The organism is Paenibacillus sp. J14 (assembly GCF_000518465.1).
Taxonomy (GTDB): Bacteria; Bacillota; Bacilli; order Paenibacillales; family Paenibacillaceae; genus Fontibacillus; species Fontibacillus barengoltzii.
This window is the reverse complement of the sequence record NZ_JADQ01000025.1, coordinates 40,493-63,848: the sequence shown is the minus strand read 5'-3', so window position 1 is coordinate 63,848 and position 23,356 is coordinate 40,493. Positions and strand designations below refer to the sequence as shown.

The 23,356-nt window shown below is 53.9% G+C and carries 20 protein-coding genes, 1 pseudogene and 1 riboswitch; of the genes and pseudogenes, 13 read left to right on the top strand and 8 right to left on the bottom strand.

Annotated elements, in window-relative coordinates; all coding sequences use genetic code 11:
• Together M891_RS25330 and rsgA are read left to right on the top strand one after the other, a co-directional pair.
• Positions 1–164: pseudogene (locus M891_RS25330) on the top strand (ISLre2 family transposase); the annotation flags it as partial.
• A 586-nt stretch (positions 165–750) separates the two neighbouring features.
• The gene (gene rsgA, locus M891_RS0111660) at positions 751–1,845 is read left to right on the top strand and encodes a ribosome small subunit-dependent GTPase A (protein WP_051416952.1); all 1,095 of its coding nucleotides are present in this window, start codon (positions 751–753) and stop codon (positions 1,843–1,845) included.
• 85 nt (positions 1,846–1,930) lie between these two features.
• Here the strand turns inward: rsgA and M891_RS0111655 are convergent, their stop codons facing one another.
• Positions 1,931–2,713 carry an alpha/beta hydrolase gene (locus M891_RS0111655; protein WP_016312338.1) on the bottom strand — a complete coding sequence of 261 codons (783 nt, stop codon included), beginning with the start codon at positions 2,711–2,713 and terminating at the stop codon, positions 1,931–1,933.
• A gap of 241 nt (positions 2,714–2,954) precedes the next feature.
• Here M891_RS0111655 and M891_RS0111645 point away from each other — a divergent pair, with 241 nt between their 5' ends.
• Positions 2,955–4,175 carry an MFS transporter gene (locus tag M891_RS0111645; RefSeq protein WP_016312337.1) on the top strand — a complete coding sequence of 407 codons (1,221 nt, stop codon included), beginning with the start codon at positions 2,955–2,957 and terminating at the stop codon, positions 4,173–4,175.
• Positions 4,176–4,292: 117 nt separating this feature from the next.
• Here M891_RS0111645 and M891_RS0111640 read toward each other — a convergent pair whose 3' ends face one another.
• The gene (locus tag M891_RS0111640) at positions 4,293–4,532 is read right to left on the bottom strand and encodes a hypothetical protein (protein ID WP_016312336.1); all 240 of its coding nucleotides are present in this window, start codon (positions 4,530–4,532) and stop codon (positions 4,293–4,295) included.
• A gap of 375 nt (positions 4,533–4,907) precedes the next feature.
• Between M891_RS0111640 and M891_RS0111635 the strand changes: the two genes are divergently transcribed.
• The 3 genes from M891_RS0111635 to M891_RS0111625 all read left to right on the top strand — a co-directional run bounded on the left by M891_RS0111635 (position 4,908) and on the right by M891_RS0111625 (position 7,196).
• The gene (locus M891_RS0111635; RefSeq protein ID WP_028538959.1) at positions 4,908–5,726 is read left to right on the top strand and encodes a hypothetical protein; all 819 of its coding nucleotides are present in this window, start codon (positions 4,908–4,910) and stop codon (positions 5,724–5,726) included.
• Positions 5,727–5,869: 143 nt separating this feature from the next.
• Positions 5,870–6,679, top strand: coding sequence for an SDR family oxidoreductase (locus tag M891_RS0111630; protein WP_028538958.1), 810 nt, complete (start codon positions 5,870–5,872; stop codon positions 6,677–6,679).
• A gap of 145 nt (positions 6,680–6,824) precedes the next feature.
• Positions 6,825–7,196 carry a DnaJ family domain-containing protein gene (locus M891_RS0111625; RefSeq protein ID WP_028538957.1) on the top strand — a complete coding sequence of 124 codons (372 nt, stop codon included), beginning with the start codon at positions 6,825–6,827 and terminating at the stop codon, positions 7,194–7,196.
• 91 nt (positions 7,197–7,287) lie between these two features.
• Here the strand turns inward: M891_RS0111625 and gluQRS are convergent, their stop codons facing one another.
• Both gluQRS and M891_RS23785 read right to left on the bottom strand, forming a co-directional pair.
• Positions 7,288–8,262: a tRNA glutamyl-Q(34) synthetase GluQRS gene (gene gluQRS / locus M891_RS0111620; protein ID WP_028538956.1), complete on the bottom strand. Its 975-nt coding sequence runs from the start codon at positions 8,260–8,262 to the stop codon at positions 7,288–7,290.
• Positions 8,263–8,297: 35 nt separating this feature from the next.
• Positions 8,298–9,656 (bottom strand): hemolysin family protein, encoded by a 1,359-nt coding sequence (locus M891_RS23785; RefSeq protein ID WP_036700194.1) that lies wholly within the window; start codon positions 9,654–9,656, stop codon positions 8,298–8,300.
• Between the two features lie 79 nt (positions 9,657–9,735).
• Here M891_RS23785 and hrpB point away from each other — a divergent pair, with 79 nt between their 5' ends.
• From hrpB to M891_RS0111580, 7 genes are all read left to right on the top strand, one after another.
• On the top strand, positions 9,736–12,471 hold the full coding sequence (hrpB, locus tag M891_RS0111610; RefSeq protein WP_028538955.1) for an ATP-dependent helicase HrpB: 2,736 nt from the start codon (positions 9,736–9,738) through the stop codon (positions 12,469–12,471).
• A 630-nt stretch (positions 12,472–13,101) separates the two neighbouring features.
• Positions 13,102–15,192: a glycosyl hydrolase family 18 protein gene (locus M891_RS0111605; protein WP_028538954.1), complete on the top strand. Its 2,091-nt coding sequence runs from the start codon at positions 13,102–13,104 to the stop codon at positions 15,190–15,192.
• Between the two features lie 288 nt (positions 15,193–15,480).
• The gene (locus tag M891_RS0111600; protein ID WP_016312328.1) at positions 15,481–15,978 is read left to right on the top strand and encodes a PTS sugar transporter subunit IIA; all 498 of its coding nucleotides are present in this window, start codon (positions 15,481–15,483) and stop codon (positions 15,976–15,978) included.
• Positions 15,979–16,010: 32 nt separating this feature from the next.
• Positions 16,011–17,477: an N-acetylglucosamine-specific PTS transporter subunit IIBC gene (gene nagE / locus M891_RS0111595; protein ID WP_028538953.1), complete on the top strand. Its 1,467-nt coding sequence runs from the start codon at positions 16,011–16,013 to the stop codon at positions 17,475–17,477.
• Positions 17,478–17,643: 166 nt separating this feature from the next.
• Positions 17,644–18,507, top strand: a complete 864-nt coding sequence (locus tag M891_RS0111590) for a sensor histidine kinase (RefSeq protein ID WP_016312326.1) — start codon at positions 17,644–17,646, stop codon at positions 18,505–18,507.
• Entirely contained in the window at positions 18,479–19,126 is a 648-nt protein-coding gene (locus tag M891_RS0111585) for a response regulator (RefSeq protein ID WP_016312325.1), read from the top strand. Before M891_RS0111590 ends, M891_RS0111585 begins: the two co-directional genes overlap by 29 nt.
• 109 nt (positions 19,127–19,235) lie before the next feature.
• Positions 19,236–19,622 (top strand): cupredoxin domain-containing protein, encoded by a 387-nt coding sequence (locus M891_RS0111580; protein ID WP_028538952.1) that lies wholly within the window; start codon positions 19,236–19,238, stop codon positions 19,620–19,622.
• Between the two features lie 56 nt (positions 19,623–19,678).
• Here M891_RS0111580 and M891_RS0111575 read toward each other — a convergent pair whose 3' ends face one another.
• The 4 genes from M891_RS0111575 to M891_RS0111560 are packed head-to-tail and all read right to left on the bottom strand — an operon-like array spanning position 19,679 to position 22,856.
• Positions 19,679–19,978, bottom strand: a complete 300-nt coding sequence (locus tag M891_RS0111575) for a metal-sulfur cluster assembly factor (protein WP_016312323.1) — start codon at positions 19,976–19,978, stop codon at positions 19,679–19,681.
• A 26-nt stretch (positions 19,979–20,004) separates the two neighbouring features.
• The gene (locus tag M891_RS0111570; RefSeq protein ID WP_051416951.1) at positions 20,005–21,246 is read right to left on the bottom strand and encodes a hypothetical protein; all 1,242 of its coding nucleotides are present in this window, start codon (positions 21,244–21,246) and stop codon (positions 20,005–20,007) included.
• Between the two features lie 13 nt (positions 21,247–21,259).
• Positions 21,260–21,814, bottom strand: coding sequence for a DUF2249 domain-containing protein (locus tag M891_RS0111565; RefSeq protein ID WP_028538950.1), 555 nt, complete (start codon positions 21,812–21,814; stop codon positions 21,260–21,262).
• Between the two features lie 43 nt (positions 21,815–21,857).
• Positions 21,858–22,856, bottom strand: a complete 999-nt coding sequence (locus tag M891_RS0111560; protein WP_028538949.1) for a multicopper oxidase domain-containing protein — start codon at positions 22,854–22,856, stop codon at positions 21,858–21,860.
• A 219-nt stretch (positions 22,857–23,075) separates the two neighbouring features.
• Positions 23,076–23,271, top strand: a riboswitch (cobalamin riboswitch).
• Positions 23,272–23,356: the final 85 nt, after the last annotated feature.

Here is a 23,356-nt window from a genome sequence, read left to right as displayed (position 1 = left end):
AAGCGAGTAAGCAGGCAACGCCGCAGCAGTCGATAAACATGCGGCAATTGCTCAAGAACGTGACGCAACCGGTCAAGGGTTGTATCGCTGGAATGATTCGCATGCTGCAAGGACCGAAGCAAAGCAGCACAACGGGTATGGCACTCAAAGCACTTCGCGGATAACGGCAAAAAATTCTGACAAATCACTTGTGTTTGATGAAAGAACGAAGCAAAGCGCTTACAAGGAAGAGGTTCCTTCGGGGTTCGCGTTCCAGGCATCTTAAATGACTGCCCACGCTAGCTTGACACTGACGCGGGACAAAAATGAATTGACAAAGGTTGCCAAGATCCCGTATGATGAGTACAAATTAGGATGAAGGAGGCTGTTATTTATGGTGAATGTACTTGTGACTCGTGTAAATACGGTCTCCTTAGCGGAAAAATAAGGCGCTGCGTGTAACTTCCAATCGACGATCAATATCGATGGATTTAGAAGCAGGCAGCGCGAGGCCGCGGGACCGTTCGAACGTCCCGCGGCTTTTTTGCGTCCGCCGACTCCCCGATAGGGGCGGCGGGAAGATGGGGCACAGGCATGGAACTGCTGGACAGCGTCTCCTCAGAAGAGACGCTGGGTAGTTGTTGCTTCATGCCGAGGTGCCCAGGCTGAAGACGCGGGAGGTGAGGATCCCGCGTCTTTTTTTTTGCGGCTAAGGAGACGGGGCAGTGTCGGAACTCAGATGAACCATTTTATCGACTTGGAGGAATTGGATTGAATTTAAATGAACTTGGATGGAACCCGGAGCGGGAGGACGCTTTACACGAGATGGGGTTAGAGCTGGTCTCACCGGGGCGGATCATCGCGGACCATGGCCACAAATATCGCGTGGCAACGGAGCGGGGTGAAGGTTGGGCAGAAATGAGCGGTCGCCTTCAATTTGCATTAGGCGAACGGAGCGAGTTTCCGGCGGTTGGAGACTGGGTTGCCGTGCGCTTCCTTTGTGATAGCGGCGGAGATGCCGTGATCCATGGTGTGCTTCCGCGCACCAGTCGCATCTCGCGACGTGCCGCCGGGTCGGTGCCGACGGAACAAGTCGTTGCAGCCAATGTCGACCTGCTATTTCTGGTGGCTGCGCTGAACCTGGATTATAATTTGCGCCGGCTGGAGCGGTATTTGATTATGGCTTGGAATAGCGGCGCTACACCAGTCATTGTGCTGAGTAAAGCTGATTTATGCGACGATCCGGAGCGTTATGTAGCCGAAGCGGAATCGATAGCGCCAGGGGTGCCCGTGATTGCGGTCAGCGCCTTGGAGGATCTGGGACGGGAGCAAGTGGATGCTTTGCTGAAGCCGGGAGTGACGGTGGCTCTTACCGGATCATCGGGCGCGGGGAAGTCGACGATCTTGAACTGGATGGCAGGGAAAGACGTTCAGAAAACTCAGGCGATCCGGGAAGATGACAGCCGGGGAAGGCATACCACAACGCATCGTGAGCTGTTTGTGCTGCCGCAAGGTGCTGTGATGATCGATACGCCGGGGATGCGTGAGCTGCAGCTATGGGACGATGATGGCGGATGGTCTGAGGCGTTTGGAGAGATTGAGGAACTGGTGAAGCAATGCCGTTTCAGCGATTGTCAGCACAAACGCGAGGCGGGCTGCGCGGTCAGAGAAGCATTGCAAAACGGTCAACTGGAGCGCAAACGGTTCGAGAATTATCTGAAAACGCAGCGGGAGCTGAAGTTTCAGGCAGCCAAGGAGCAAACCCGCCAGCGCTCTGTACGCGCCGCATCCTCAGGGAAATCGAGCCGTCGGGAGCCGCGCGGCAAAGGCGAGCAACGGCGGCGCTTCGTGAACGAATGGGAGTAGTGGAGCGCGACTCCCATCCGAAGGGCTGACAAAAACCTAGCCGGCTGAGAAGCTTACACCCAGCCGGCTAGGTTTACTTGTTCGCTTAAGCTTTGTTAGATTGAAGCGGCAGCCATTTCAACACGTCCTGAATCTTCGCATCCCAATAGCCCCACTCGTGGGAACCGGGTCCTTCCTCATAGGTGAGAGGCAGACCGGCGCGGGTGCAAGCATCGCGGAACGTTTGGTTATCCTCGTACAGGAAATCTTCCGTGCCGCAGCATTGGTACAGCTGAGGAACCGGCTTTCCTTCCTGCATGGCCTTGGCGAGCGGGTCCAGCAGTGCCAGCAGATCGTTGTCCGTGCCCTTAGGCCCGGATTCGCCGAAGATCCGCTGGAACAGGGGGAGATCATGGCGGCGATTTGCGATATCCAGCGCCCCTGACAGGCTGGCGGCATAAGAGAACATCTCCGGCTTGCGCAATGCCAGCTTAAAGGCGCCGTAACCACCCATCGACAACCCGGCAACGAAGGTGTCCTCGCGTCGTTCGGACAACGGGAAGAACGACCGGCAGAGGCGGGGAAGCTCCTCGCTGACGAACGTCCAATAGTTGTTGCCGTACGCCATATCCGTATAGAAGCTCAAATCCACCTGAGGCATTACAACGGCCAGCCCCATCCCCGAAACATAACGTTCAATCGAGGTGCGGCGCAGCCAGATTGTGTCATCGTCCGACATGCCGTGCAGCAGGTAGAGAGTCGGATAAGGCCCGGCGATCGCCGGCGCGGACATCCCGATTTGCGATTGTGCAGGTTCCGGCAGGATGACCGTCATGGAGGTGCTTAGTCCTAATACTTCAGAGAAAAAACGACATTGAAAGAGTGCCATAAATGCTCCAGCTCCTTTGGATTCATGTTCATGCCATCTCGGTATCACAACCTGGTAAGCGCTTACCGAATGGGACACAGATGATTACAATAAAGCTCATCCACCTTCCATTATATCTCGAACCTCTTGCTCTCGAAAATCTAAACTTCGAAATCTTTCGAACAGTTGGCAACGAATTGTGCTAGAATAAAAAAACGGGTTAGTTCCAGGGTTGGGAATAACAACGCTGGGGGTGGATGAAGTGGATTTCCCCTGGAAAAGAAATCTGTACGTGCTGTGGCTTGGTGTATTTTTTTGCAGCACCGCGTACTCCATGGTCATTCCATTCATGTCTCTGTTTATTGCTCATGATCTTGGAGTAACAACGCATCTCACTCTCTGGTCGGGGATTGCATTTGGGGTGACGTTTTTGGCCGGCGCGTTGATCTCTCCCTATTGGGGCTCGTTATCGGATAAGTACGGCCGGAAGCCGATGCTGCTGCGATCCGGCTTTGCGCTGAGTGCGGTGTATGTTCTTTACTTCTTTGTTCGAGACCCTTATCAGTTGATCGCTGTCCGCATCTTGTCCGGGCTCTTGGCCGGATATGTGCCTTCTGCGATTGCACTGGTTGCAACCAATACGCCGGAGAAGCATGTTGGCTATTCGCTGGGAGTGATGTCGACAGCCGGAGCAGCCGGAGGGATTATCGGACCTCTGGTGGGCGGTTCCCTAAGCAAATTCATCGGTTATCGAGAGGCGTTTCTGGCGTCAGGTGCCGTTGTATTGGTGTCAGCTCTGATCGCCTTGATCTTCGTAAAGGAACAGAACTTCGACCGCAACCGGGAGCGTTCGCATGTGCTGGATGATCTCAAGGAGGCGACGGCTAACCGTCCGCTGATGGGCAAGCTGCTTGTCGTGCTGATCGTCACCTCTTCCGTGATGGTGCTTGAGCCGTTGCTTTCGCTGTATGTGTTGGATTTAGGCGCCTCGGCTTCCGATGCTTCACTCAGTTCGGGCATTATTTTTTCGGCGGTAGGTATTTCTACAATTATCGCTGCACCATTCTGGGGCAAAGTTGGCCAGCGAATCGGTTACCACAACACGTTAATGATCGGATTGATCGGCGGCGGGGTCGGCAACATCTTGCAGCATTTCTTTCATTCGTTGGTGGGGTTCGGAATTCTGCGCTTCGTGTACGGTTTGTTCTTCGCTGCCGTGTTCCCGGCATTAAACGCGTTGATCGTACAGTCGACCAAACCGGATTTCCGCGGCCGCGCTTTCAGCTTGAATCAATCCGCGGCTCAGCTTGGCAATATGTTCGGACCAATTGCCGGCGGGGCGTTAGGGTCCTGGATCTCCATTCCGGTGGTGTTTGTCCTGAACGGGGCCATCTTAGCCGTAACGGCCATGACGCTTCGATTCAAGTCCCTCTTTGGAAACCGCCGCTTGACCGAAAGCGAAGGTACCAAGATGCGAGGGTAGTCGGAACGAAACAGAACATAAGAAGAATGTCGATTTTGAAAAGAAAGGCTCCGTACCATCAGCAAGCTGCTGAGGTACGGAGCCTTTCTTCAACGAAACGGTGCAACGAGAACTAGATTAATAGAGCGAGAGCGCAAGCGAATCATATTCGCTCTTGCTGTGGAGAATTGCTTCAGAGCCTTCGATTTCAATGCTGATTAAGGAGTTCAAGCACTTCTTCAAAGCTTGCTTGCCGTTATAGTATTTGTATTCGAGCGCGCTCGTCAGCAGCTTCAAAGTACGCTGCACAGGTTGCTTGCTATCGACATTGAAATAAACGGGAACCAGATTATTTTGGAAGTTAATTAGGATTTTCATTAGAATCACCTCTATACAGTGGTTTCATATTAAACATTGTAGATCGAAAAACTTAAGAAAAGCTTAAAAAAAGATGATATTTCGATTAATGTTTAATGACAGCGAACGAAACAGGACGGAAGTCTCGGTTTGGCACGCTTACATCAGTATTACGGATAGGCAGATCAAAAAGTTTCATGCTCTATGAAAAATTGTGCTTCACCTCCTATTTTTATGGGTACATTGTAATAGATTGGTAAAAAATTCCGAGCACAGGCAATTTGAATAGTGGTATGATTACTGCATCGGAAGCGGGATAAGGACACGCCGAGATCATACCGGCTGTTAGGTCAAGCATCGGAAGCGAGGCCCAATCTGTAGGAGGTGGAAGAATTGATGACAGATTCCTCCCGCAAGGAAAATGTGACGCTTCAAGCGAAAGAATGGCTAAATTTGATAGAGCGGTTAGGAATTCAAACGTGGCAGGATCCAGAGCATCCCTTTCACGTTTTTTTGCAGGAGATGCTAGATTCTGACGCTGAAGGCACGCGTGAGACGCTAAACAGCAAGGATGAGGTGTTGGGGACAGCCCAAGGAGCTCGGATCAGCTTGCCGCAGCACGTCTTAGACGACCTGACCGCCGCATCTGCGGCCGTCAAGGCTTGCCGGCTATCCTTTACTTGCGGAAAGCAAACCTTTGAGGAATATCTGCATATCACCGGCAACCAGATTATCCGATTCAGACGGCTGCCTGGGAAATTCAACCGCTTATACGTAGAACGAATCATCGAAGGGAAACAACTTAGCGTTTTGTTAGCCGGTCGGATGAAGTGGAACTCGCGTACACCGGGGGAGCTTCCCGCCTTAATGATGTCCAGAAAACAATTTGACGCAGCGCTATGTCAAGCCCGGGAGCTGGATCTGAACCGCTTGGCCACCCTCCTGGCAGACATGACGAATGATGAAGAAGGCAGTATCGCCTTAGCCAAATGTATGAAATCTCCACTCGCGCAAGGGGATATCCGGTTCTATGCGAATTGCGGCGGACGCTGGGAGATTCAGCAAATGCAGTTTATGAACAATACGCAGTTCAATTGGTTGATCCGATGCAGCGCAAAGGACGAAGAGGATTGGATGATCGCGACGCCTACACCCCGCCAGCAATTTCAGAAGATCTTGCTGAAGTGGTTTCGTAAGCCGCATAACGCGGAGTGAGGGGGAGATGAGAGAACCCAAGTTTTTTCATGGTCCAAACCAGCCATCCTTGACTAAAAAACACTCCGAAATGGGCAATCTGGATAGTGGCAGGTAATCAGTTTCGCTGAATGAACCCATTTCATCTTCAGGAGTGTGAAGCCATGACAAGCAATCAGACGACGAACCGCGAACGGTTCCAGGGTAAAACGGCGATTATCACCGGAGCCGGTTCCGGGATCGGCAAGGCGGCTGCGGTGAAGCTGGCCAGCGAAGGGGCGAAGGTTGCGCTGTTCGATCTGTTGGATGAACGCACGGAGCAGACGGCGCGAGAGATCAATGCGATGCATGAGGGGGCGGCCCGTGCGTTTGATGTCGACGTGGCGGACCCGGCGCGGGTCGAACAGGCGGTGCGCGAAGCTGCTGAGCAATTTGGCGGCATCGACATCGTCTTCGCGAATGCCGGCATCAACGGCAAGCTGGCGCCCGTCGAGGATCTGAGCTTCGAGGATTGGGAGAAGACGCTGAGCATCAATTTGACGGGCACGTTCCTGACCGTGAAATATACCGTTCCTTACTTAAAACAACGGGGCGGCGGCAGTATTATCATTACCAGTTCCATTAACGGCAATGATAAATTCTCCGGCTTCGGGATGTCGGCTTATAGTACGACGAAAGCGGGACAAGTAGCTTTTGCGAAAATGCTGGCCTTGGAGCTGGCCCAATTCAAAATTCGCGTAAATGCGATCAGCCCCGGCGCCATCGCTACCAACATCGATGCTTCAACCGAGAAGACCAAGGAGCTGCAGGAGATCGTTATTCCGGTTAAATATCCAAAGGGCTCACAGCCCTTGGCGGACGGCCCGGGCCAACCAGAGAATGTGGCGGATCTCGTTGCCTTTTTGGCTTCGGACGAGTCCATCCATATTACCGGAGCCCGAATTGTGATCGATGGGGCGGAGTCGCTGCTATAATGTTTCACCTAGAGTGAAACGAGCCAATGAGATGAACGCTTTCGCAATCGCGGAGGCGTTTTTTTTGAAGATATCAGATTGTGATCTGTAAATGAATCCCGATGAAGCTGTGGTATGATACTGGAAGGATAAAGCTTAAGGAGGGATGGAGATGCTGTCCTGGTTAGCGGAACAGAAGATTGCAGAAGCGATGGCCCGCGGGGAGTTTGATCATTTGCCCGGGAAAGGTAAGCCGCTGAAGGTGGAGGACTTATCCGGGGTTCCCGAGGATTTGCGAATGGCCTATAAGCTGATGAAAAATGCGGGGTATGTTCCCGAAGAAGTTCAACTGCAGCAGGAGATGGTCCGGCTGGCCGACTTGCTTGCCGCCTGCGAGGACGGGCCGGAGAAGCAGACATTAAAGAAGCGGCTGACGGAGCAGCAGCTGCGGCTTAATCTACTCATGAGCGAGCGCGGTTTATCAGCGAATCCGGCGTTCCGGCAGTATGAAGAAGCCATCCGCCGGAAGCTGGAATAGGAAGCTGGAGTCTGCTGAACACTAGAATACCAGTGTGAGAGAAGCTGAGAAGGGGGACAGAACAGAGGGCTCGCACCAGTTAGGGCGTAAGCTAGGCAGTAGCTGTGTCACTCATCAGCTTCTGTATCATGGCTTCAGTTAACACAAACGGCTCCCGCGAGATCCGGTCCATTCGGAAGCTGGGAATCAACTCGTTGGCCTTTACAGCTTCCGGGCGCTCGATTAAGCCGCTGATGTAGGCAAGCCAGCCGATGACCGTCTCCGGCTTCGTCCCAGCGGCGCGCAGTGCGGGAAGCCCCAAGTCGCCATGGCGTTTGGCCAACCGTCGTCCGTCCTCGCCAAGGATAAGCGGGGCGTGAGCGAACTTCGGCGGTGTCAAATCTAACGCACCATAGAGATGGAGCTGGCGGGGCGTGGAGTCGAGCAAGTCGTCACCGCGCAGCACATCGGTGATCCCCATCAGGGCATCATCTACAGTCACCGCCAGTTGATAAGAATACATATGATCGGCCCGACGCACGACAAAATCCCCGCCGCTGCCCGGCGGGAAGACCTGCGGCCCGGCGATCCCGTCGACGAAGCGAATTTCCTCCGGACCAATTGCAAAGCGGAGTGACGGATCTTTGTGCTGCGCTCGGCGTTGCTGCTCCTCCGGGCTTAAGGCGCGGCAAGTGCCGGGATAGGGAGCCCCTTCTGAGGACAAGCCGTGCGGTGCCCCAGCCACCGCGAGCAGCTCCGCCCGGCTGCAGAAGCAAGGGTATAGCCGGCCAGCGGCGTCCAGCTTGGCCAGCGCCTCCTCATAAAGCTCGGTCCGTTCGCTTTGAAGGTAAGGACCGGACGCCTCCGAGGCGCCCGGTCCTTCATCCCAGTCTAACCCCAACCAGCGAAGATCGGCGAGAATCCGTTCCGTGATCGCCGGCTTGGAGCGTTGGGTGTCGATATCTTCAATGCGCAGCACGAAGGTTCCTCCCGCTGCGCGCATTTGCAACCAGGAGAGCAGTGCGATTTTCGCGTTACCCAGGTGCATGTCGCCGGATGGCGTAGGTGCAAATCGTCCGCGTTTCATGATGCTTCACTTCCTCGATTGTTCACTTTTACGTATTATAAGCCTGCTTCGGGCTCTTGAGCGTTCCGGGCTTCGTCACCGCCCTCTGATGTATAAGCACTGTCCATATGAGGCGTGTCCAGCCTTTGGATTTCGATTTTCCGGATCCGGCTGTCTTCGCGCTCGAGGACCGTAAATTGCAAGTCTCCATAGACCAACTGGGTTCCTTCTTCGATGTCCAGGTTATGCCCATAGATCCAACCGCCGATCGTATCCGCCTCGTCTTCCTCCAAATCGGCGTCCAGCAACTCGTTAATCAGCGATACGGAAACTTTGCCGTCAACAATGAGGTGATTCGCCGCGACCTCGGTAATTTCCTGCTCTTCCTCCGCATCGAATTCATCGCGGATGTCGCCGACGATTTCTTCCAGAATGTCCTCGATGGTCACCATCCCGCTTGTACCGCCGTATTCGTCAATCAGCACGGCCATATGCGAACGTTCCTTCTGCATCTTGGTCAGCAGGGCCGGAAGGGGGATATTTTCCGAGACGGTCATCACAGGACGCACGAGGGAAGCCAAAGGGACATCGGCCTGATCCTCGGGAGCCAGGAACAACGCTTTTGTATTTATCACCCCGATAATATTATCTTTATTTCCACGAATGACAGGAAATCGGGTGTATTGCTCCTGTCGAATCATTCTCAGGTTCTCCTCGCGGGATTTAGCTGCATCCAAGCAGACCATATCGGTTCTCGGAACCATGATATCTTTGGCGAGCAGATCATCAAAGGCGAAAATTCGGTTCATGAAGCGGTACTCGCTCTTGTTAATCCGGCCGCTGGCCAGGCTTTCGCTCAGCAACATCCGAAGCTCCTCCTCGCTGTGCGCGTCGTCCCAGTCCGCCGCAGGTTTCAGGCCAAGCCATGCTACGATGCGGCCGGAGGAACGGTTGAGCAGCCAGAGGAACGGGGATAGCAGGGTGCTCAATACCAAGAGCGGCCGGGCAAATGCCAGGATGATGGCTTCGCCCCGTTGGGCTGCCAGCACCTGCGGAACTAATCCGCCAAGCACAACATGCAGGTAGGTAATCGACACGAACGCGATAAGAAAAGAGAAAAAGGTTTCTACGGACTCCGATAAGGGCAGCCGAACAAAGATCGGCGCAAGCAGGCTGCGAACAATTGGCTGGCCCAGCCATCCCAGAGTCAGGGAGTTCACCGTAATGGCCAGTTGGCAGGCTGACAACGCCTGATCGATCCGTTGCGACAGGGCGCGAAGTGCGGACGCTCCACGTCGGCCTTCCCGCGCCCAAGCTTCGATGGTCCGCGGGTGTAACGCACGCAGTGATGCTTCAATGATGACAAACAATGCGGTAAGTACGATCAGCAGTAAAAGGACGAGCAGCTTTAGCAATCGTTTTTCCTCCGATCCCTTCGTTTCTTAGCACCGTATGGTAAAATGTTCTCATAGTGTAACCCGTAAGGAGAGAATCATGACAAAGCTTCCTTTGCCTATTGATGAAGTCATCCCTGAGCTGCAACAAGCGCTTGACCAAGCGGGAACTGCCGTGCTGCTGGCGGAGCCCGGGGCAGGCAAAACGACGCGTGTTCCGCTGTCGCTCCTAAGCGAACCTTGGCTTGGGGGACAGCGGATTTTGCTGCTGGAGCCGCGGCGTTTGGCAGCACGGGCTGCGGCTGTCTATATGGCGTCCCAGCTTGGTGAAGCGGTGGGCGAGACGGTGGGCTACCGTATGCGGGGTGACAGCCGAGTGTCGGCGAACACGCGGATCACGGTCGTCACCGAAGGGATTTTGACGCGAATGCTGCAGCAGGACCCGGCCTTAATCGGGACAGGCCTGGTCATTTTCGACGAATTTCATGAGCGCAGTCTGCATGCTGATCTGGGTCTCGCTCTGGCTTGGCAAAGCCGCCAGCTGCTTCGTGACGACCTGCGGCTGCTTGTGATGTCGGCGACATTGGACGCTCGGCCGATCGCCGAGATGCTGGATGGTGCGCCAGTAGTGCAAAGCCGGGGACGCATGTTCCCGGTGGAGACGGTATATGCGCCGGGAGCTGCAAACGAGCCGCTGGAACGGAAGGTGCACCGGGCGGTTCGCCGGGCCCTTGCCGAGCATGACGGCAGCGTGCTCGTGTTCCTGCCGGGCGCACGGGAAATCCGGCGCACCGAGTCGTTGCTGGCCGCGGATGGGCTGCCGACGGGCGTGATATTGGCGCCGCTGTACGGGGCGATGCCGCAAGCGGAGCAGCGGCGGGCGATTGAGCCCGCGCCAGCAGGGCAGCGCAAGGTCGTGCTGGCGACGTCGATCGCCGAGTCCAGCCTGACCGTGGATGGCGTGACGGTCGTGATCGACAGCGGCCTCCGCCGCACGTCGTTATTCTCGCCGCGCACCGGCATGAGCCGGCTGGTGACGGTGCGGGCGGCCCGCGACTCCGCCGATCAGCGGCGAGGCCGCGCCGGGCGGACAGCGCCCGGGGTGTGCTACCGCCTCTGGAGCGAGGCGGAGGACCGCCTGCTCCCTGCGCGGACGGCGCCGGAGATGCTTGAGGCGGACCTCGCGCCGCTCGCCCTGGAGCTGGCGGCGTGGGGCGCCGCCGCGCCGGACGAGCTGGCGTGGCTCGACGCGCCGCCGCCGGCGCCGTACGCGCAGGCCGTCCAGCTGCTGCGCCAGCTGGACGCCTTGGATGCGGCCGGGCGCATCACCGCCCACGGCCGCCGCATGGCCGCGCTCGGGCTGCACCCGCGCCTCGCGCACATGCTCCTGCAGGCGCGCGAGCTGGGGCTCGGCGCGCCGGCATGCGCGCTGGCCGCGCTGCTCGAAGAGCGCGACCTGCTGCGCGGGCCAGCCGGACGCGACGCGGATTTGCGCGGCCGGCTGGCGCTGGTGATGGCCGCGTCCGGAGGCGCGGCCGGGGCCCCGGGCTCCCGGGGCAGGGGCGGCGGCCAGTTTGCCGCCGCTGTGCAGGAGCCCGGGCTGGACGGGTTGCGGCGCATCGCTGCGCTCGCCCGCCAGTGGGAGCAGCGGCTCGCGGAGCCGGAGCCGCTGGCTGAGGCGTCGCCGCTCGGCGCGCCTGAGGCGCCCGCCGAGCTTGGCGGATGGGTCGTCGTGGATGCCGAAGACGACCCTGATTTCGAGCCGCCGGACAGCGAGGCCGCGTCCGGCGCTGAGCCCACAGCTCCCGCACCAGCCGGATCTGACCTGACTTCGCAAGCTCCATCTGCGTCCGTTCCTACGGATCTGGACCGCTGCTGCGGATTGCTCGTCTCCTTCGCTTATCCGGATCGGATTGCGTTCCGCCGCCCAGATGGACGGTATGTGATGCGTAACGGGCGGGGGGCGCAGCTGCTCCACAAGGATTCCTTAGGCCAATCTGCGTTCCTGGCGATTGCCGAGGTTGACGACGAGGGGACCGAAGGGCGGATTTTGCTGGCAGCCCCGTTGGAGGAAGAGGACGTCTACCGCCATCATGCGGAGGGAATTACCGAGGAGAGGCGGGCGGAATGGGATGATGCATCGGGAACAGTGCGGGCGAGAATCCGCCGGACCTTTGGCGCAATCGTGCTGCGGGAGCAGCCGGATCCGTCGCCAAGCGCGGAGCAGATTGTGCAAGCCTTGCTCGAGGCCGTTGCCACCAAAGGCGTTGCCATCTTGCCGTGGACGGAGAAGGCGAGGAAGCTGCAGGAGCGGATGATGTTTTTGCACCGCCTCAATCCGGATTGGCCGGATGTGTCCGATGATACGCTGGCCGCAACCGCGGAGGAATGGCTGGCGCCGTATTTATCCGGAGTTCGTAAGCGGTCGGATTTGCAGGCACTGTCTCTGTACAATATCCTGGAGAGTCTGCTGACTTGGCCGCAACAACAGGAGTTAAATGCCGAAGCGCCAACACACCTGCTTGTCCCCAGCGGCTCCAAAATCCAAATCCACTACGACGGCCCTCAAGCCCCTTATGCGGCGGTACGCTTGCAGGAAGTGTTTGGCATGATGGAGACACCGCGGATCGGGTTTGGACGGGTTCCCATTACGCTGCATTTGTTGTCACCGGCCAGCCGTCCCGTTCAGGTTACCTCAGACCTGCGTAGCTTTTGGGAACATACCTATTTTGAGGTCAAAAAGGACTTAAAGGGGCGTTACCCGAAGCATTATTGGCCGGACGATCCGCTTCAAGCCACCGCAACCCGAAAATTGCGGCCGGATGGACTGCGTTAACATGAGTTTGGCGTGCCATCACTGACTTGAACCGGGATTGAACACGAAATATCGAATAGATTCAGCGGATAAGGGGCCATTTTGGCCTAATCTAAATGAAATTTCATATAAATTTGGGCTGATGGGAGCTTATTGCCACATTTTTATATGAAAAATCATATAGATTTCCTGATTACAACACTTTGTCACGAAATATGGATGAAAAATCGAGTATATCGACCAAACCAGCGCCATATCCCATTTTTCAGACGCGGTGATCTTCTGAGATCGCCGCGTTTTTTGCATTTTTTAGCCGATTAATCGATTAAATAATAGAAATTTATCCTTTTATACCCATTTCTATTATGATTTAATAGATTTGTAGGTGCTACTTAGAGATCCTCTAGGCGCCGGGATTGGCTTTGAGCGCTTACAAGAAGTGAAATGAGATCTAGTTATTTGTGGAGGTGATTGGCTGCGGCGGACAGAGGATAAGCGAGGAGCCCGTCGGATAGTTCCAAAGGGAAAGGAGAATGGTTGACGAACGCGAAAGACTCGTGACGTTGGCCCATTTCATGGATCACACAGCCAGAGTTCTTGCTGCTAGCTTTATTCCAATTCAATTTCGATTGAAAGAGAGGGATTTAAGTGATGCATTCGAAGAGAACCCATAGCTTCACCAAGAAGTGGAAGCTGTTTACTCTGACCTGTCTGGCTTTATCTCTGCTGCTGCCTGGCGGCCTGCTCCAACCGAAAGCCGCTGAGGCTGCTGATCCTTACAAAATCGTTGCCTACTATCCATCTTGGGGAGCTTATGACCGCAATTTTAATGTCAATGATATCGACGCCTCCAAGATCACCCATATCAACTATGCTTTTGCCGATATCGCCTGGGACGGCCGTCACGGCAATCCGGACCCAGCTGGTCCGAACCCTGTAACCTGGCCGACGCAGGACGAGAAGGGCCAAACCATTAACGTGCCTAACGGCACAATCGTCTTGGGAGACCCTTGGATCGATACCGGCAAGTTATTTCCCGGCGACACCTGGGATCAACCGTATGCAGGCAATATTCATCAGCTTAATAAACTCAAACAGGCGAATCCGCACCTGAAGACGATCATTTCGGTAGGCGGGTGGACCTGGTCCAATCGCTTCAGCGATGTGGCTGCCAGCCAAGTTACACGAGAGACCTTTGCCAACTCCGCTGTCGACTTCCTGCGGAAGTTTAACTTTGACGGCATTGATTTGGACTGGGAATACCCGGTTGCCGGCGGATTGCCGGGGAACAGCTATCGCCCTGAAGATAAGCAGAATTATACGAAGCTGCTTCAAGAGATCCGGAATAAGCTGGATGCCGCCGGTGCGGTCGATGGCAAAAGATATTTGCTGACGATCGCTTCAGGGGCTTCACCTTCCTTTGTCAGCAATACGGAGCTCGGCAACATCGCCTCCATCGTCGACTGGATTAATATTATGACTTATGATTTTAACGGCGGGTGGCAGCAAATTACGGCCCATAATGCGCCGCTGTATTATGATCCGGCTGCTGGCAACGCTGGCGTACCCAGCGCCACGGTCTTTAATGCCGACGCTGCAGTGCAAGGCCACTTGAACGCCGGAGTTCCCGCCAATAAATTGGTGCTTGGCATTCCGTTCTACGGTCGCGGGTGGGATGGTGTAAACAACGCTGGCAACGGTCAATACCAAAGCGCCAGCGGAGGGTCTTCCGTCGGAACGTGGGAGGCCGGTTCCTTTGATTACTATGACCTGGAAGCAAATTATATCAATAAGAACGGGTATACTCGCTACTGGAACGATACAGCCAAGGTGCCGTATCTGTATAATCCTTCGGTCCGGCGGTTTATCTCGTATGACGATCCGCAATCCATCGGCTTCAAAACCGATTATATCAAGAGCCGCGGTCTTGCCGGGGCCATGTTCTGGGAGCTGAGCGGTGACCGCAACACAACGCTGCTCACCAAGCTGAGAAACGATCTGGGCGGAAGTGTAACACCGCCGGGAGATGCAGTGGCTCCTTCTACGCCAACCGGTGTAACGGTCACCTCTAAAACGGCGAGCTCCGTCACGTTAATTTGGCAGCCTTCTACCGATAACGTTGGCGTTGTGGGATACAACGTCTTCCGGAACGGAATGCAAGCGGCCAGCGTAACGGGAACGACGGCGACGATCAGCGATCTTGCCCCTGAAACGACGTATACATTTACCGTGGTTGCAAGGGATGCTGCAGGTAATGTCTCACCCACCAGCGCTCCGGTTACGGTTACGACCGAGCCGGGAACCAACCCAGGCGACTCAACTGCTCCAACTGCACCGGGTAACGTGACGGTGACGGCCAAAACCTCAACCAGCGTCAGCCTGAGCTGGAGTGCTTCGACCGATAACGTAGGTGTGACCGGATATGAGGTATACAACGGCAGTCAGCTTGCTGCGACGGTAACGGGAACAACGGCGACGATCAGCGGCCTAGCGCCATCGACTTCCTATACGTTTACCGTGAAGGCCAAAGACGCCGCCGGCAATCTCTCGCCTTCGAGCAACGCGGTGACGGTAACTACGGATTCGGAAGGGACAGGGCCGGCAGCTTGGGCACCCTATACGTCGTATACCGTAAATCAGCTCGTAACGTATAACGGTGTGACCTATAAAGTAATTCAAGCCCATACGTCGCTGCCGGGATGGGAACCGGATAAGGTGCCCGCATTATTTCAGGTGCTTTAAGAATAAAATTTAAAATAACTAACATCATGTGTACGCTTTCATTTTTCTATTGACGCTAGGAAGAGCTTGAATTATTATAGTCACATAACCGACCGACAATTAAATGACTTTTGGCGTGTTACCATTGTTTTAGAATGGGCATGAGCCAAGGAAAGCAGACCTAGATTAACCGTAGGCTTCTTTTCTTGGCTCTTTTTTTTCGCCTATATCTCCCAATATCCGGGAATAGGCATATTGATTTCTTAAAGATGCCAGAATATAGGTAATTAGAAATAGGAGGAGAGCCATATGTTTTCAAAATGGAGAAAGAAAAATACGGAGAGTAAAGTACTGGAGATCCTTTCGCCGCTAACCGGGGAGGCTGTACCGTTAGCTCAAGTTCCAGATGAAGCGTTCGCCGGGGGCCATATGGGCCCGGGGATCGCCGTTGAACCGAGCGAAGGACGTCTGGTTGCACCGTTTGACGGTAAAGTCGTTCATGTGATCAAAAGTAACCATGCCGTGATGATGGAGCATTCGTCGGGATTGCAGTTTCTGTTCCACCTTGGAATCAATACCGTGTCGCTCAAAGGCGAGGGCTTTACCGCCCATGTCTCCGTGGGGGACAAAGTTAAAGCAGGTCAGCTGCTTATCGAATTTGATATTGCAGCCATTCGCGAAGCGGGTTATCCGGTGATTTCGCCAATTATAGTAACAAACGCCGGAGAAGTGACAAGCAGCGTTGAACCTATCACCGGTCCTGTGACGGCAGGCAGCAGCGTCATTTTGAAGGCGGTTTTACAATAAAATCCAAGAAGTAAAGAAAGGATGGTTTGTGCATGCTAGCGAAATTACAAAAGCTAGGAAAGTCGCTGATGCTTCCTGTAGCGACACTGCCTGCAGCAAGTATTTTGCAAAGTTTTGGCCTGCTCGACTATGAGAAAGATCTCCATCTTGGATCGGCGGTCGGCGGCTTCCTGAACACCTATTTTGCCCCGTTCCTGAATGCGGGCGCGGGTGCAATCTTTGGGAATCTGGCACTTATTTTCGCAGTGGGGGTCGCCATCGGATTTGCCGGCGATGCGGTTGCCGCATTGTCCGCTCTTATCGCCTATCAAGTTTTAATTAAAGTGCTGGAAGTCGTTCCTGCAGCGTTCCCATGGATTGCTGATGACACAGTGTTGAATATGGGGGTACTTGGCGGGATCTTTGCTGGCGCATGGTCTGCTTATTTGTATAAAAAGTATCATAATATTAAATTGCCGGAATGGCTTGGCTTCTTTGCCGGCAAACGTTTTGTTCCGATCATTACCGCAGCAAGCACAATGGTACTTGCCGTTCTGATCGGGATGATCTGGAGTCCAATTCAAGATGTTATTAGTAATTTTGGTGAATGGGTTGTAAGTTTGGGTGGAATCGGATCTCTGGTATTTGGTATCGCCAACCGTCTCTTGATTCCGATTGGTTTGCACCATGTCATCAATACGATTGCTTGGTTCCAAATCGGTGACTTTACGAATGCCGCTGGTGAAGTGGTTCACGGTGACTTGTCCCGTTTCTTCGCTGGAGACAAAACGGCGGGTATGTTTATGACTGGCTTCTTCCCGATCATGATGTTCGCTTTGCCGGGTGCAGCTTTAGCATTTATTCATACGGCGAAGAAAGAAAAACGGAAAGTGGTCGCCTCGATCTTTATCGGTTCGGCACTTGCTGCTTTCTTAACCGGGATCACAGAACCGCTTGAGTTTTCCTTTATGTTCGTAGCACCATTGCTTTATGTCGTTCACGCAATTTTGACTGGTATTGCCGGCTACGTCATGTATGCTCTTGATGTCAAATTGGGCTTTGGCTTCTCGGCAGGGTTAATCGATTATCTGGTGAACATGAAGCTGTCCACAAATGCTTGGGTACTTATTCCAGTTGGTCTCGTATTCTTCGTCATTTACTACGTGCTCTTCCGGGTAATTATTCAAGCCTTCAATCTCAAAACGCCGGGACGCTCTGACGATCCAAATGAATTTGAAATGGATTCGAAAGAAGCAGCTAGCGAAGGTGCTGTTCCGGGAGCTACCGACAATCGTTCAGCCAAAATTCTGGCGAACATCGGCGGACCGGAAAATATTGAGTCCGTGGATGCGTGCATTACCCGCCTTCGCCTCGTCGTCAAGGACGATAAGCAAGTTAACGATGCCGCATTGAAGCAATTGGGTGCATCGGGCGTCATGAGACTCGGCAAAGGCGCTGTCCAAGTCGTGTTCGGACCGCAATCCGAAGCGATCAAGGATGACATCAAAAAAATGCTGTAAGGTAACGCACGTACCACAAAGCAGGGCGGAATGGCAGTTCCGCCTTGCTTTTTTATTTTACGGCTTTATCACACGAAAGGATTCAATTTTTTTGTCTAACGCTTGCCAGCCTGATCTCGGGTTAGGTAAAGTTAAGTCGAACGAAAACGACTTAAGGAGTTAGACGATGTCCTATAAATTTACGAAATGGTTGATCTTGATCATTCCAACGTTGGTGGTCGGGGTCTGGGAGGTGGTACGCCACCAATTTCTCATGCCCTTTGTGTCGATGGAGCTTGGGAATGTGCTGACACCGATTATTTTGTTTGCGGTGAGTATTACCTTGCAATATCGCTGGTTCGCAAACCTAGAACGCATGCAGGAAGAATTACAGCGGGAGCGGGCGCTGAAGGCCCGATTGGAGCAGCGGGAGCAGCTGGCTCGCGAGCTGCACGACGGAATCGCGCAATCTCTGTTCCTGCTCTCCGTCAAGGTGGACCGGGCCGAACGGCAACAACAGGCGGCAGGCAGTTCGTATGATTGGAACGGGCTGCGCAAATCAATTCATGAAGTGAACCGGTATGTACGAGAGGCGATTTCCGACCTGCGGATTCCTCCGGGCGCTCGGGAAGGTGAAGGGGATGAAGCCTCCATGTCGGCGATCGTGCGTCGGATTGCGGTGGAACAGCAACTCACGTTGCATTTGGACTGGCAATTGGAGGAAGCGGGTTGGCCGGCGAAGGCGAAGATGGTGCTGGTATCCTGCCTGCGGGAAGCGGTCATTAACGCAGCCAAGCATGCGGGCGTACAAGCCATCGAGATCTCGGCATCTGGAGATGCGCACAGTTTCACCGTCACGATTACAGATCGCGGACGCGGCTTCACGGAAGAGGCTGCAGTCAAACCAGGCCGCTACGGCCTGCAGATTATGCGGGAGCGGACGAACGAGATGGGCTGGGAACTGACAGTTGCGTCCCGGTCGGGAGAAACGATGATTCAAATTCGGGGAGGAGATGGTACAGATGAAGGTTCGCGTGTTGGTCGTGGATGATCATCCGCATGCGCGGGAAGCGATCGGGGAGATATTGGCCGAGGATGATTCATTTGAAATCGTGGCTTACGCGGAAAATGGCGACGAAGCCATCGCCCAGACGGAGCGGTGGATGCCGGATTTGATCTTGATGGATATTCGCATGCCGGGCAAGGATGGCTTGGAAACCACCCGCGAGATCAAGCTGCGCTACCCTTATGTGAAGATCGTCCTCATTACGGTATCGGATGATGCTGCTCATCTGTTTGAAGCGCTGAAGCAAGGCGCCCAGGGGTACCTGCTCAAAAATCTGGAGCCCGGAACCTGGTTGGAATATTTAAGGGCCATCGCCAGCGATGAAGCGCCATTATCCAGTGAGTTGGCATTGCGGATTTTGCAGGAGTTTCCGGTGAACAAACGATCAAACAGCGAGCAACCTCCGTTAACCGCCCGCGAACGGGAGATCCTCGGCTGGGTTGCGCAGGGTATGACCAATCGGGAGATTGCCGGGGTACTGCATATTTCCGACCAGACGGTCAAAAACCATCTCAAAAACATCTTGCAAAAGCTGCATTTGGAAAATCGGGTACAACTCACGCGTTATGCGCTGGAGCAAGGGTGGATTGACTCGCGGGGCTGATTTCAACAGCATCAGGGACAAAGCTTGAAGTTGTGATGGAAATCACAAGGCATGAATCCTTCCCGTTCTAAACTGAGAATAGCTCTTAGTTCAAGAGGGGGAAAGGCTGATGAACCAACGTTTGGGTGCTGTTGCCCGGTTGATTGCGGCCGGGATGCTATTGCTAACGGGATGTGCTGACGCCCCCGGGCGCTATATCGGCGGTTCTGAACCGGCAGCGGAAACGGCAGGACCGGTGAAGTCGTTTACTGTTTATGCCAGTTCTTCAGGATATGACTTGACAGAAATTAAGGTCAAAAAGGGCGATACGGTGCAAATTACGCTCGAAAATACCCAAGGGATGCATTCGCTGAAAATCAAGGGATACAACAAAGAAGTTCGCGGCGGCAAAACGATTACGTTTACGGCTGACCAAGCCGGAACCTTTGAGTACTCCTGCAACATCTCCTGTGGGAAGAACCATAAGCAAATGAAAGGCGTCCTGATCGTAAAATAACAAGCTGACGGCTCATCCCCCATAGATGAAGCCGTCAGCTTGTTTTGATAATTACCTCAAAAATACCCTAACTGTTCCTTGGCTGTCTCCGACATATGCTCCGGCGACCAGCGCGGCTCCCAGACGATGTCGATGACGGGGTTTTGGATGCCAAGTTGATCATGAAGTACCCATCGAACGCCGCCCACGATGGTATCATGCATCGGACAGCCAGGTGTCGTTAAGGTCATTTGAATGTAAACTTGATCCTCTTCTTCCCGAATATCGTATACCAGCCCAAGATCCACGATATTTACCCCAAGCTCGGGATCATAAACCTCACGCAGGCATTCACGGATTTGTTCAATTTTATTCATGGCGACTCCCTCCATTTGTAATGTCGTTAATGAGCAAACACCATCGCGATTATAGCGATGTAAGCCACCGAAACGATAGATAATACGGCGCCTCCAACGGCAATCCCGATCGAGGAGCCGGTCACGATGCCAATAAGGACGGTCAAATTCGCGCAAAGCATCAAGGTCAACCCAAGATTCACTTTCCGTTCGTTCAACAGGTCGGCCAGCACCGGGGTTCCCGGGCGTCCGGCTTGTTTGCCGTATTTGTAGGTCCACCATAGGAACGGTACAATTTTGGACAGGTAGCCAAGCACCGTAAACGAGACCCAGCAGCTTAAGTAAACAAAGCCAGCGGTAAGAACGGTTTGGGTTTCCAGCAGTTGCCCCGGTGACAGCAGCGCCCGTACCGCAAACATGACCGCAAAGGCGGCAAAGATTTGGCTCCCGGTCACCGTCCACTCAATGCCTGCCCCCGGGCTGCGCTTATGCCGTTTATTACGGATTTGCAGCAGATGAACGTTATAACAAAGGACGGCAACGACGATCAGGAGCAGTGCAGCGATTTTGAAGCCTGTCGGTAAACCAAACAGAAAGGAAGCCGCGCCCAGCAGAACTCCTGCGTTCCATACGCCCCAAACGACGAATTCCAGACGAGTTGGATAGTCATGGGACAAGTAAAACATCGGCAGCAGCTTATAACTGAACCCGGTGATCAACAGTCCAAACCAGCCTAATGTTCCTAGCCAAATATGCGTGCCAAATAGGTTTTCGTGCAAATCGTTGTATAGACCGGTCGCAAAATTGATCCCCATCGCCATCCCGGATAACCCCGTGAGCAGCAGGTAAAATATCGCGCAGGCGGTGCTCATGGTGATTGCGTTCCACGTTCTGGCCCGCAGCAACGTAGCGGTCAGGTTCCAGACGAACAAGACAACTCCTGAGAATGCAATTGTCGCAAAGCCGCCAATCCAATACGTATCGCCTTGAATGAAACCAAACAGCAGACCAAACAGCCCAATGGTAAACAGCGCAAAATGCACATACCCGAGACGTTCACTGTAAATATTTGACTGCAAAATAACGTTGATCAGCTGGTAGACGGCACCCATTGCCAGCATGGTTGCCCAGCCCAGTACAAACAGGTGGACCTGGAACCAGCCAGCCGGGCCGCGGATATCATCGCCGATCCAGCCCGTGAGCGACATCAGGGAGGTGGCGTGAAACAGGACGAATCCGAAGATTCCGGTGACGATAAAGAGAAAAGGCAGGCGGGACATGGCTTGCATCAGGTTCACCTCCTTAAGGTTTGCGGATCTGGACTTTGGCGGTTCCATCCGGTTGTTCTTCCACCGTATAGGTGCAGCCCAAGCTGTTTAACTCTTCGATTAGAAATACGGGTACTCGGTCGTTGTGAATATGCACCTCATCCCCTGACTTACAGCGATCCAGTGCCGCCAGCGTCCGGACCATCGGTTGCGGTGGTTCCAGACCGCGGTTGTCCAGCGTGATGATGTTGGGACTCGCGGTATTTTCGCTGGAAACCGCCGTTGATATCGGAGCAGCATCTGCTGTTGCTTCAATCGATTCGTTTTCTTCTTCGAGCCATGCTTTGTTTTTCTTATGAACAAATGTGGTAACCCAATGCTCTTTGTCCTGCATCACGGATTTGCCCACGAGCCCTTTCATTTTCAACAGCTTGAGCAGAGGAGTCGGTTTGAACGGAGCGTGTAGCACGAAGAGATCATCTTTCTCTAGCTTCTTAACGGTGTCCATGATGAGCTGGAACGGCTCCAGCTTGTTGCGTAGTTGCTCTCGGACGTCGAGCTCTATGATTTTGGTATCTTGTCGATTCATCCAACGTCACCTCGTTTATGAATTTACATGAATAGGGTAGTCCTTAATGGCTCATCACCGGTGCTCCATGATCCGTTCCGTCCTGAGTTACGCGCAAGATCGCCGTAGCGCCGAGGTTGGCGTCCCTCAGTTGATGGGTAAGGATTGGATAATCCCCTTCCTCTGTAACGGTAAATTCAACGACTGCGCCGCCGCCGGCTGGAAGCAATACGGTCTGCATTCCGTACAGCTGGTTGTTTGGATTCCCGTCCAGATAAACGCGATCAAAGGTCGTCCCGACCACATGGAACGAAGAAACGTGATTTGGCCCTGCATTGATGACGTACAAGCGGACCTGGTCGCCAACTTTGGCGAGGAACGGATGGTCTTTTAACGTAAAGTCATCGCCATTGAATACCACAACCTCCGGATCGCCTTGTTGAAACGCATCCAGATCATTGGCCGCATACCATTCACTTTGGACCATCGTATATTCTCGATCGATTTCCGAGTCCGTTGGGTAACCGTCTGTCGGTTCGACGATGATCATCCCGTACATCCCATTAGCCACATGCAGCAGCACCGGACTAACTCCGCAATGATACATGAACACGCCTGGCGTGGTGGCGGGATAAGTAAACGTGCCGTGCTCGTTAGGCATCACGTCAATGAACTTCTTGCTTGGAGCGGCATGGACCGCATGGAAATCCATGGAGTGCGGCATGTCGGGATCTAAGTTTTTTAAGGTAAACTCCAGCTGATCGCCTTGCTTTACCCGCAACACCGGACCAGGGGCGGTTCCGTTAAACGTCCAAGCCGGATAAGTGACACCTTCGGAGATCTCGATATCCGCCTGCTGCGCAGTCATTTCAATGCGGACGGTATGGCCTTCCCGTCTAATGATCGGCTCCACGGGCGGTGGATGGAGATGCAGCTCTTCCGCTTGCAGGGGAGGGGCACTGACCTGAGGGGGCTCCGACGGGAACGCAAACCATGCTGCGGCAATCATGATCAGACAGCATAAGCTAATCAACAGAAGCTTTGGGATGTTCCGCGATTTCATCGGTCATTCCTCTTTCTCTCTATAATGGTGAAGGAAATGGCTCCTTGATATACTTTCATCGTACGACGGGTCTAGAGGGTGGATTGTGATATGTATCACATGAATGTTGTCGAAAATGTTGTCGTTTGTGCTCCATCCTGCTACACAAATAAGTAAATTCCGATCTGTTTGGTATTGTATTCACAAGACAGATGAAGTAAGATGTAAGGTATATTCCAACCGAATATAGCGGAAATAGGTGTTTCGGCCGAGCATGGCTGAAGCTTAAAAGGGAAGTCCGGTGCAATACCGGCGCGGTCCCGCCACTGTAACGGAGGAGTCGGATGTATGAGATGCCACTGGTGACAATCACTGGGAAGGCTGCATCCGGCGAAGATCCCGGAGCCAGGAGACCTGCCTATTTCAACAGCACTGCAGTACCTACGGGAGATAGGGAGGTGTTAAAGTTGCAAGCCATCGAACAACGGATCGAAGGTCCTCTTTAGCCATGCTATCGAGGA

Excerpts from the sequence above, each read along its gene's own strand:
- nagE (WP_028538953.1), top strand. The coding sequence starts at position 16,011 with ATGCTAGCGAAATTACAAAAGCTAGGAAAGTCGCTGATGCTTCCTGTA.
- M891_RS0111590 (WP_016312326.1), top strand. The coding sequence starts at position 17,644 with ATGTCCTATAAATTTACGAAATGGTTGATCTTGATCATTCCAACGTTG.
- M891_RS0111575 (WP_016312323.1), bottom strand. The coding sequence starts at position 19,978 with ATGAATAAAATTGAACAAATCCGTGAATGCCTGCGTGAGGTTTATGAT.
- M891_RS0111585 (WP_016312325.1), top strand. The coding sequence starts at position 18,479 with ATGAAGGTTCGCGTGTTGGTCGTGGATGATCATCCGCATGCGCGGGAA.
- M891_RS0111625 (WP_028538957.1), top strand. The coding sequence starts at position 6,825 with ATGGAGATGCTGTCCTGGTTAGCGGAACAGAAGATTGCAGAAGCGATG.
- M891_RS0111565 (WP_028538950.1), bottom strand. The coding sequence starts at position 21,814 with ATGAATCGACAAGATACCAAAATCATAGAGCTCGACGTCCGAGAGCAA.
- M891_RS0111560 (WP_028538949.1), bottom strand. The coding sequence starts at position 22,856 with ATGAAATCGCGGAACATCCCAAAGCTTCTGTTGATTAGCTTATGCTGT.
- M891_RS0111605 (WP_028538954.1), top strand. The coding sequence starts at position 13,102 with ATGCATTCGAAGAGAACCCATAGCTTCACCAAGAAGTGGAAGCTGTTT.
- gluQRS (WP_028538956.1), bottom strand. The coding sequence starts at position 8,262 with ATGAAACGCGGACGATTTGCACCTACGCCATCCGGCGACATGCACCTG.
- M891_RS0111570 (WP_051416951.1), bottom strand. The coding sequence starts at position 21,246 with ATGCAAGCCATGTCCCGCCTGCCTTTTCTCTTTATCGTCACCGGAATC.
- M891_RS0111635 (WP_028538959.1), top strand. The coding sequence starts at position 4,908 with ATGACAGATTCCTCCCGCAAGGAAAATGTGACGCTTCAAGCGAAAGAA.
- M891_RS0111600 (WP_016312328.1), top strand. The coding sequence starts at position 15,481 with ATGTTTTCAAAATGGAGAAAGAAAAATACGGAGAGTAAAGTACTGGAG.
- hrpB (WP_028538955.1), top strand. The coding sequence starts at position 9,736 with ATGACAAAGCTTCCTTTGCCTATTGATGAAGTCATCCCTGAGCTGCAA.
- M891_RS0111655 (WP_016312338.1), bottom strand. The coding sequence starts at position 2,713 with ATGGCACTCTTTCAATGTCGTTTTTTCTCTGAAGTATTAGGACTAAGC.
- M891_RS0111630 (WP_028538958.1), top strand. The coding sequence starts at position 5,870 with ATGACAAGCAATCAGACGACGAACCGCGAACGGTTCCAGGGTAAAACG.
- M891_RS0111640 (WP_016312336.1), bottom strand. The coding sequence starts at position 4,532 with ATGAAAATCCTAATTAACTTCCAAAATAATCTGGTTCCCGTTTATTTC.
- M891_RS0111580 (WP_028538952.1), top strand. The coding sequence starts at position 19,236 with ATGAACCAACGTTTGGGTGCTGTTGCCCGGTTGATTGCGGCCGGGATG.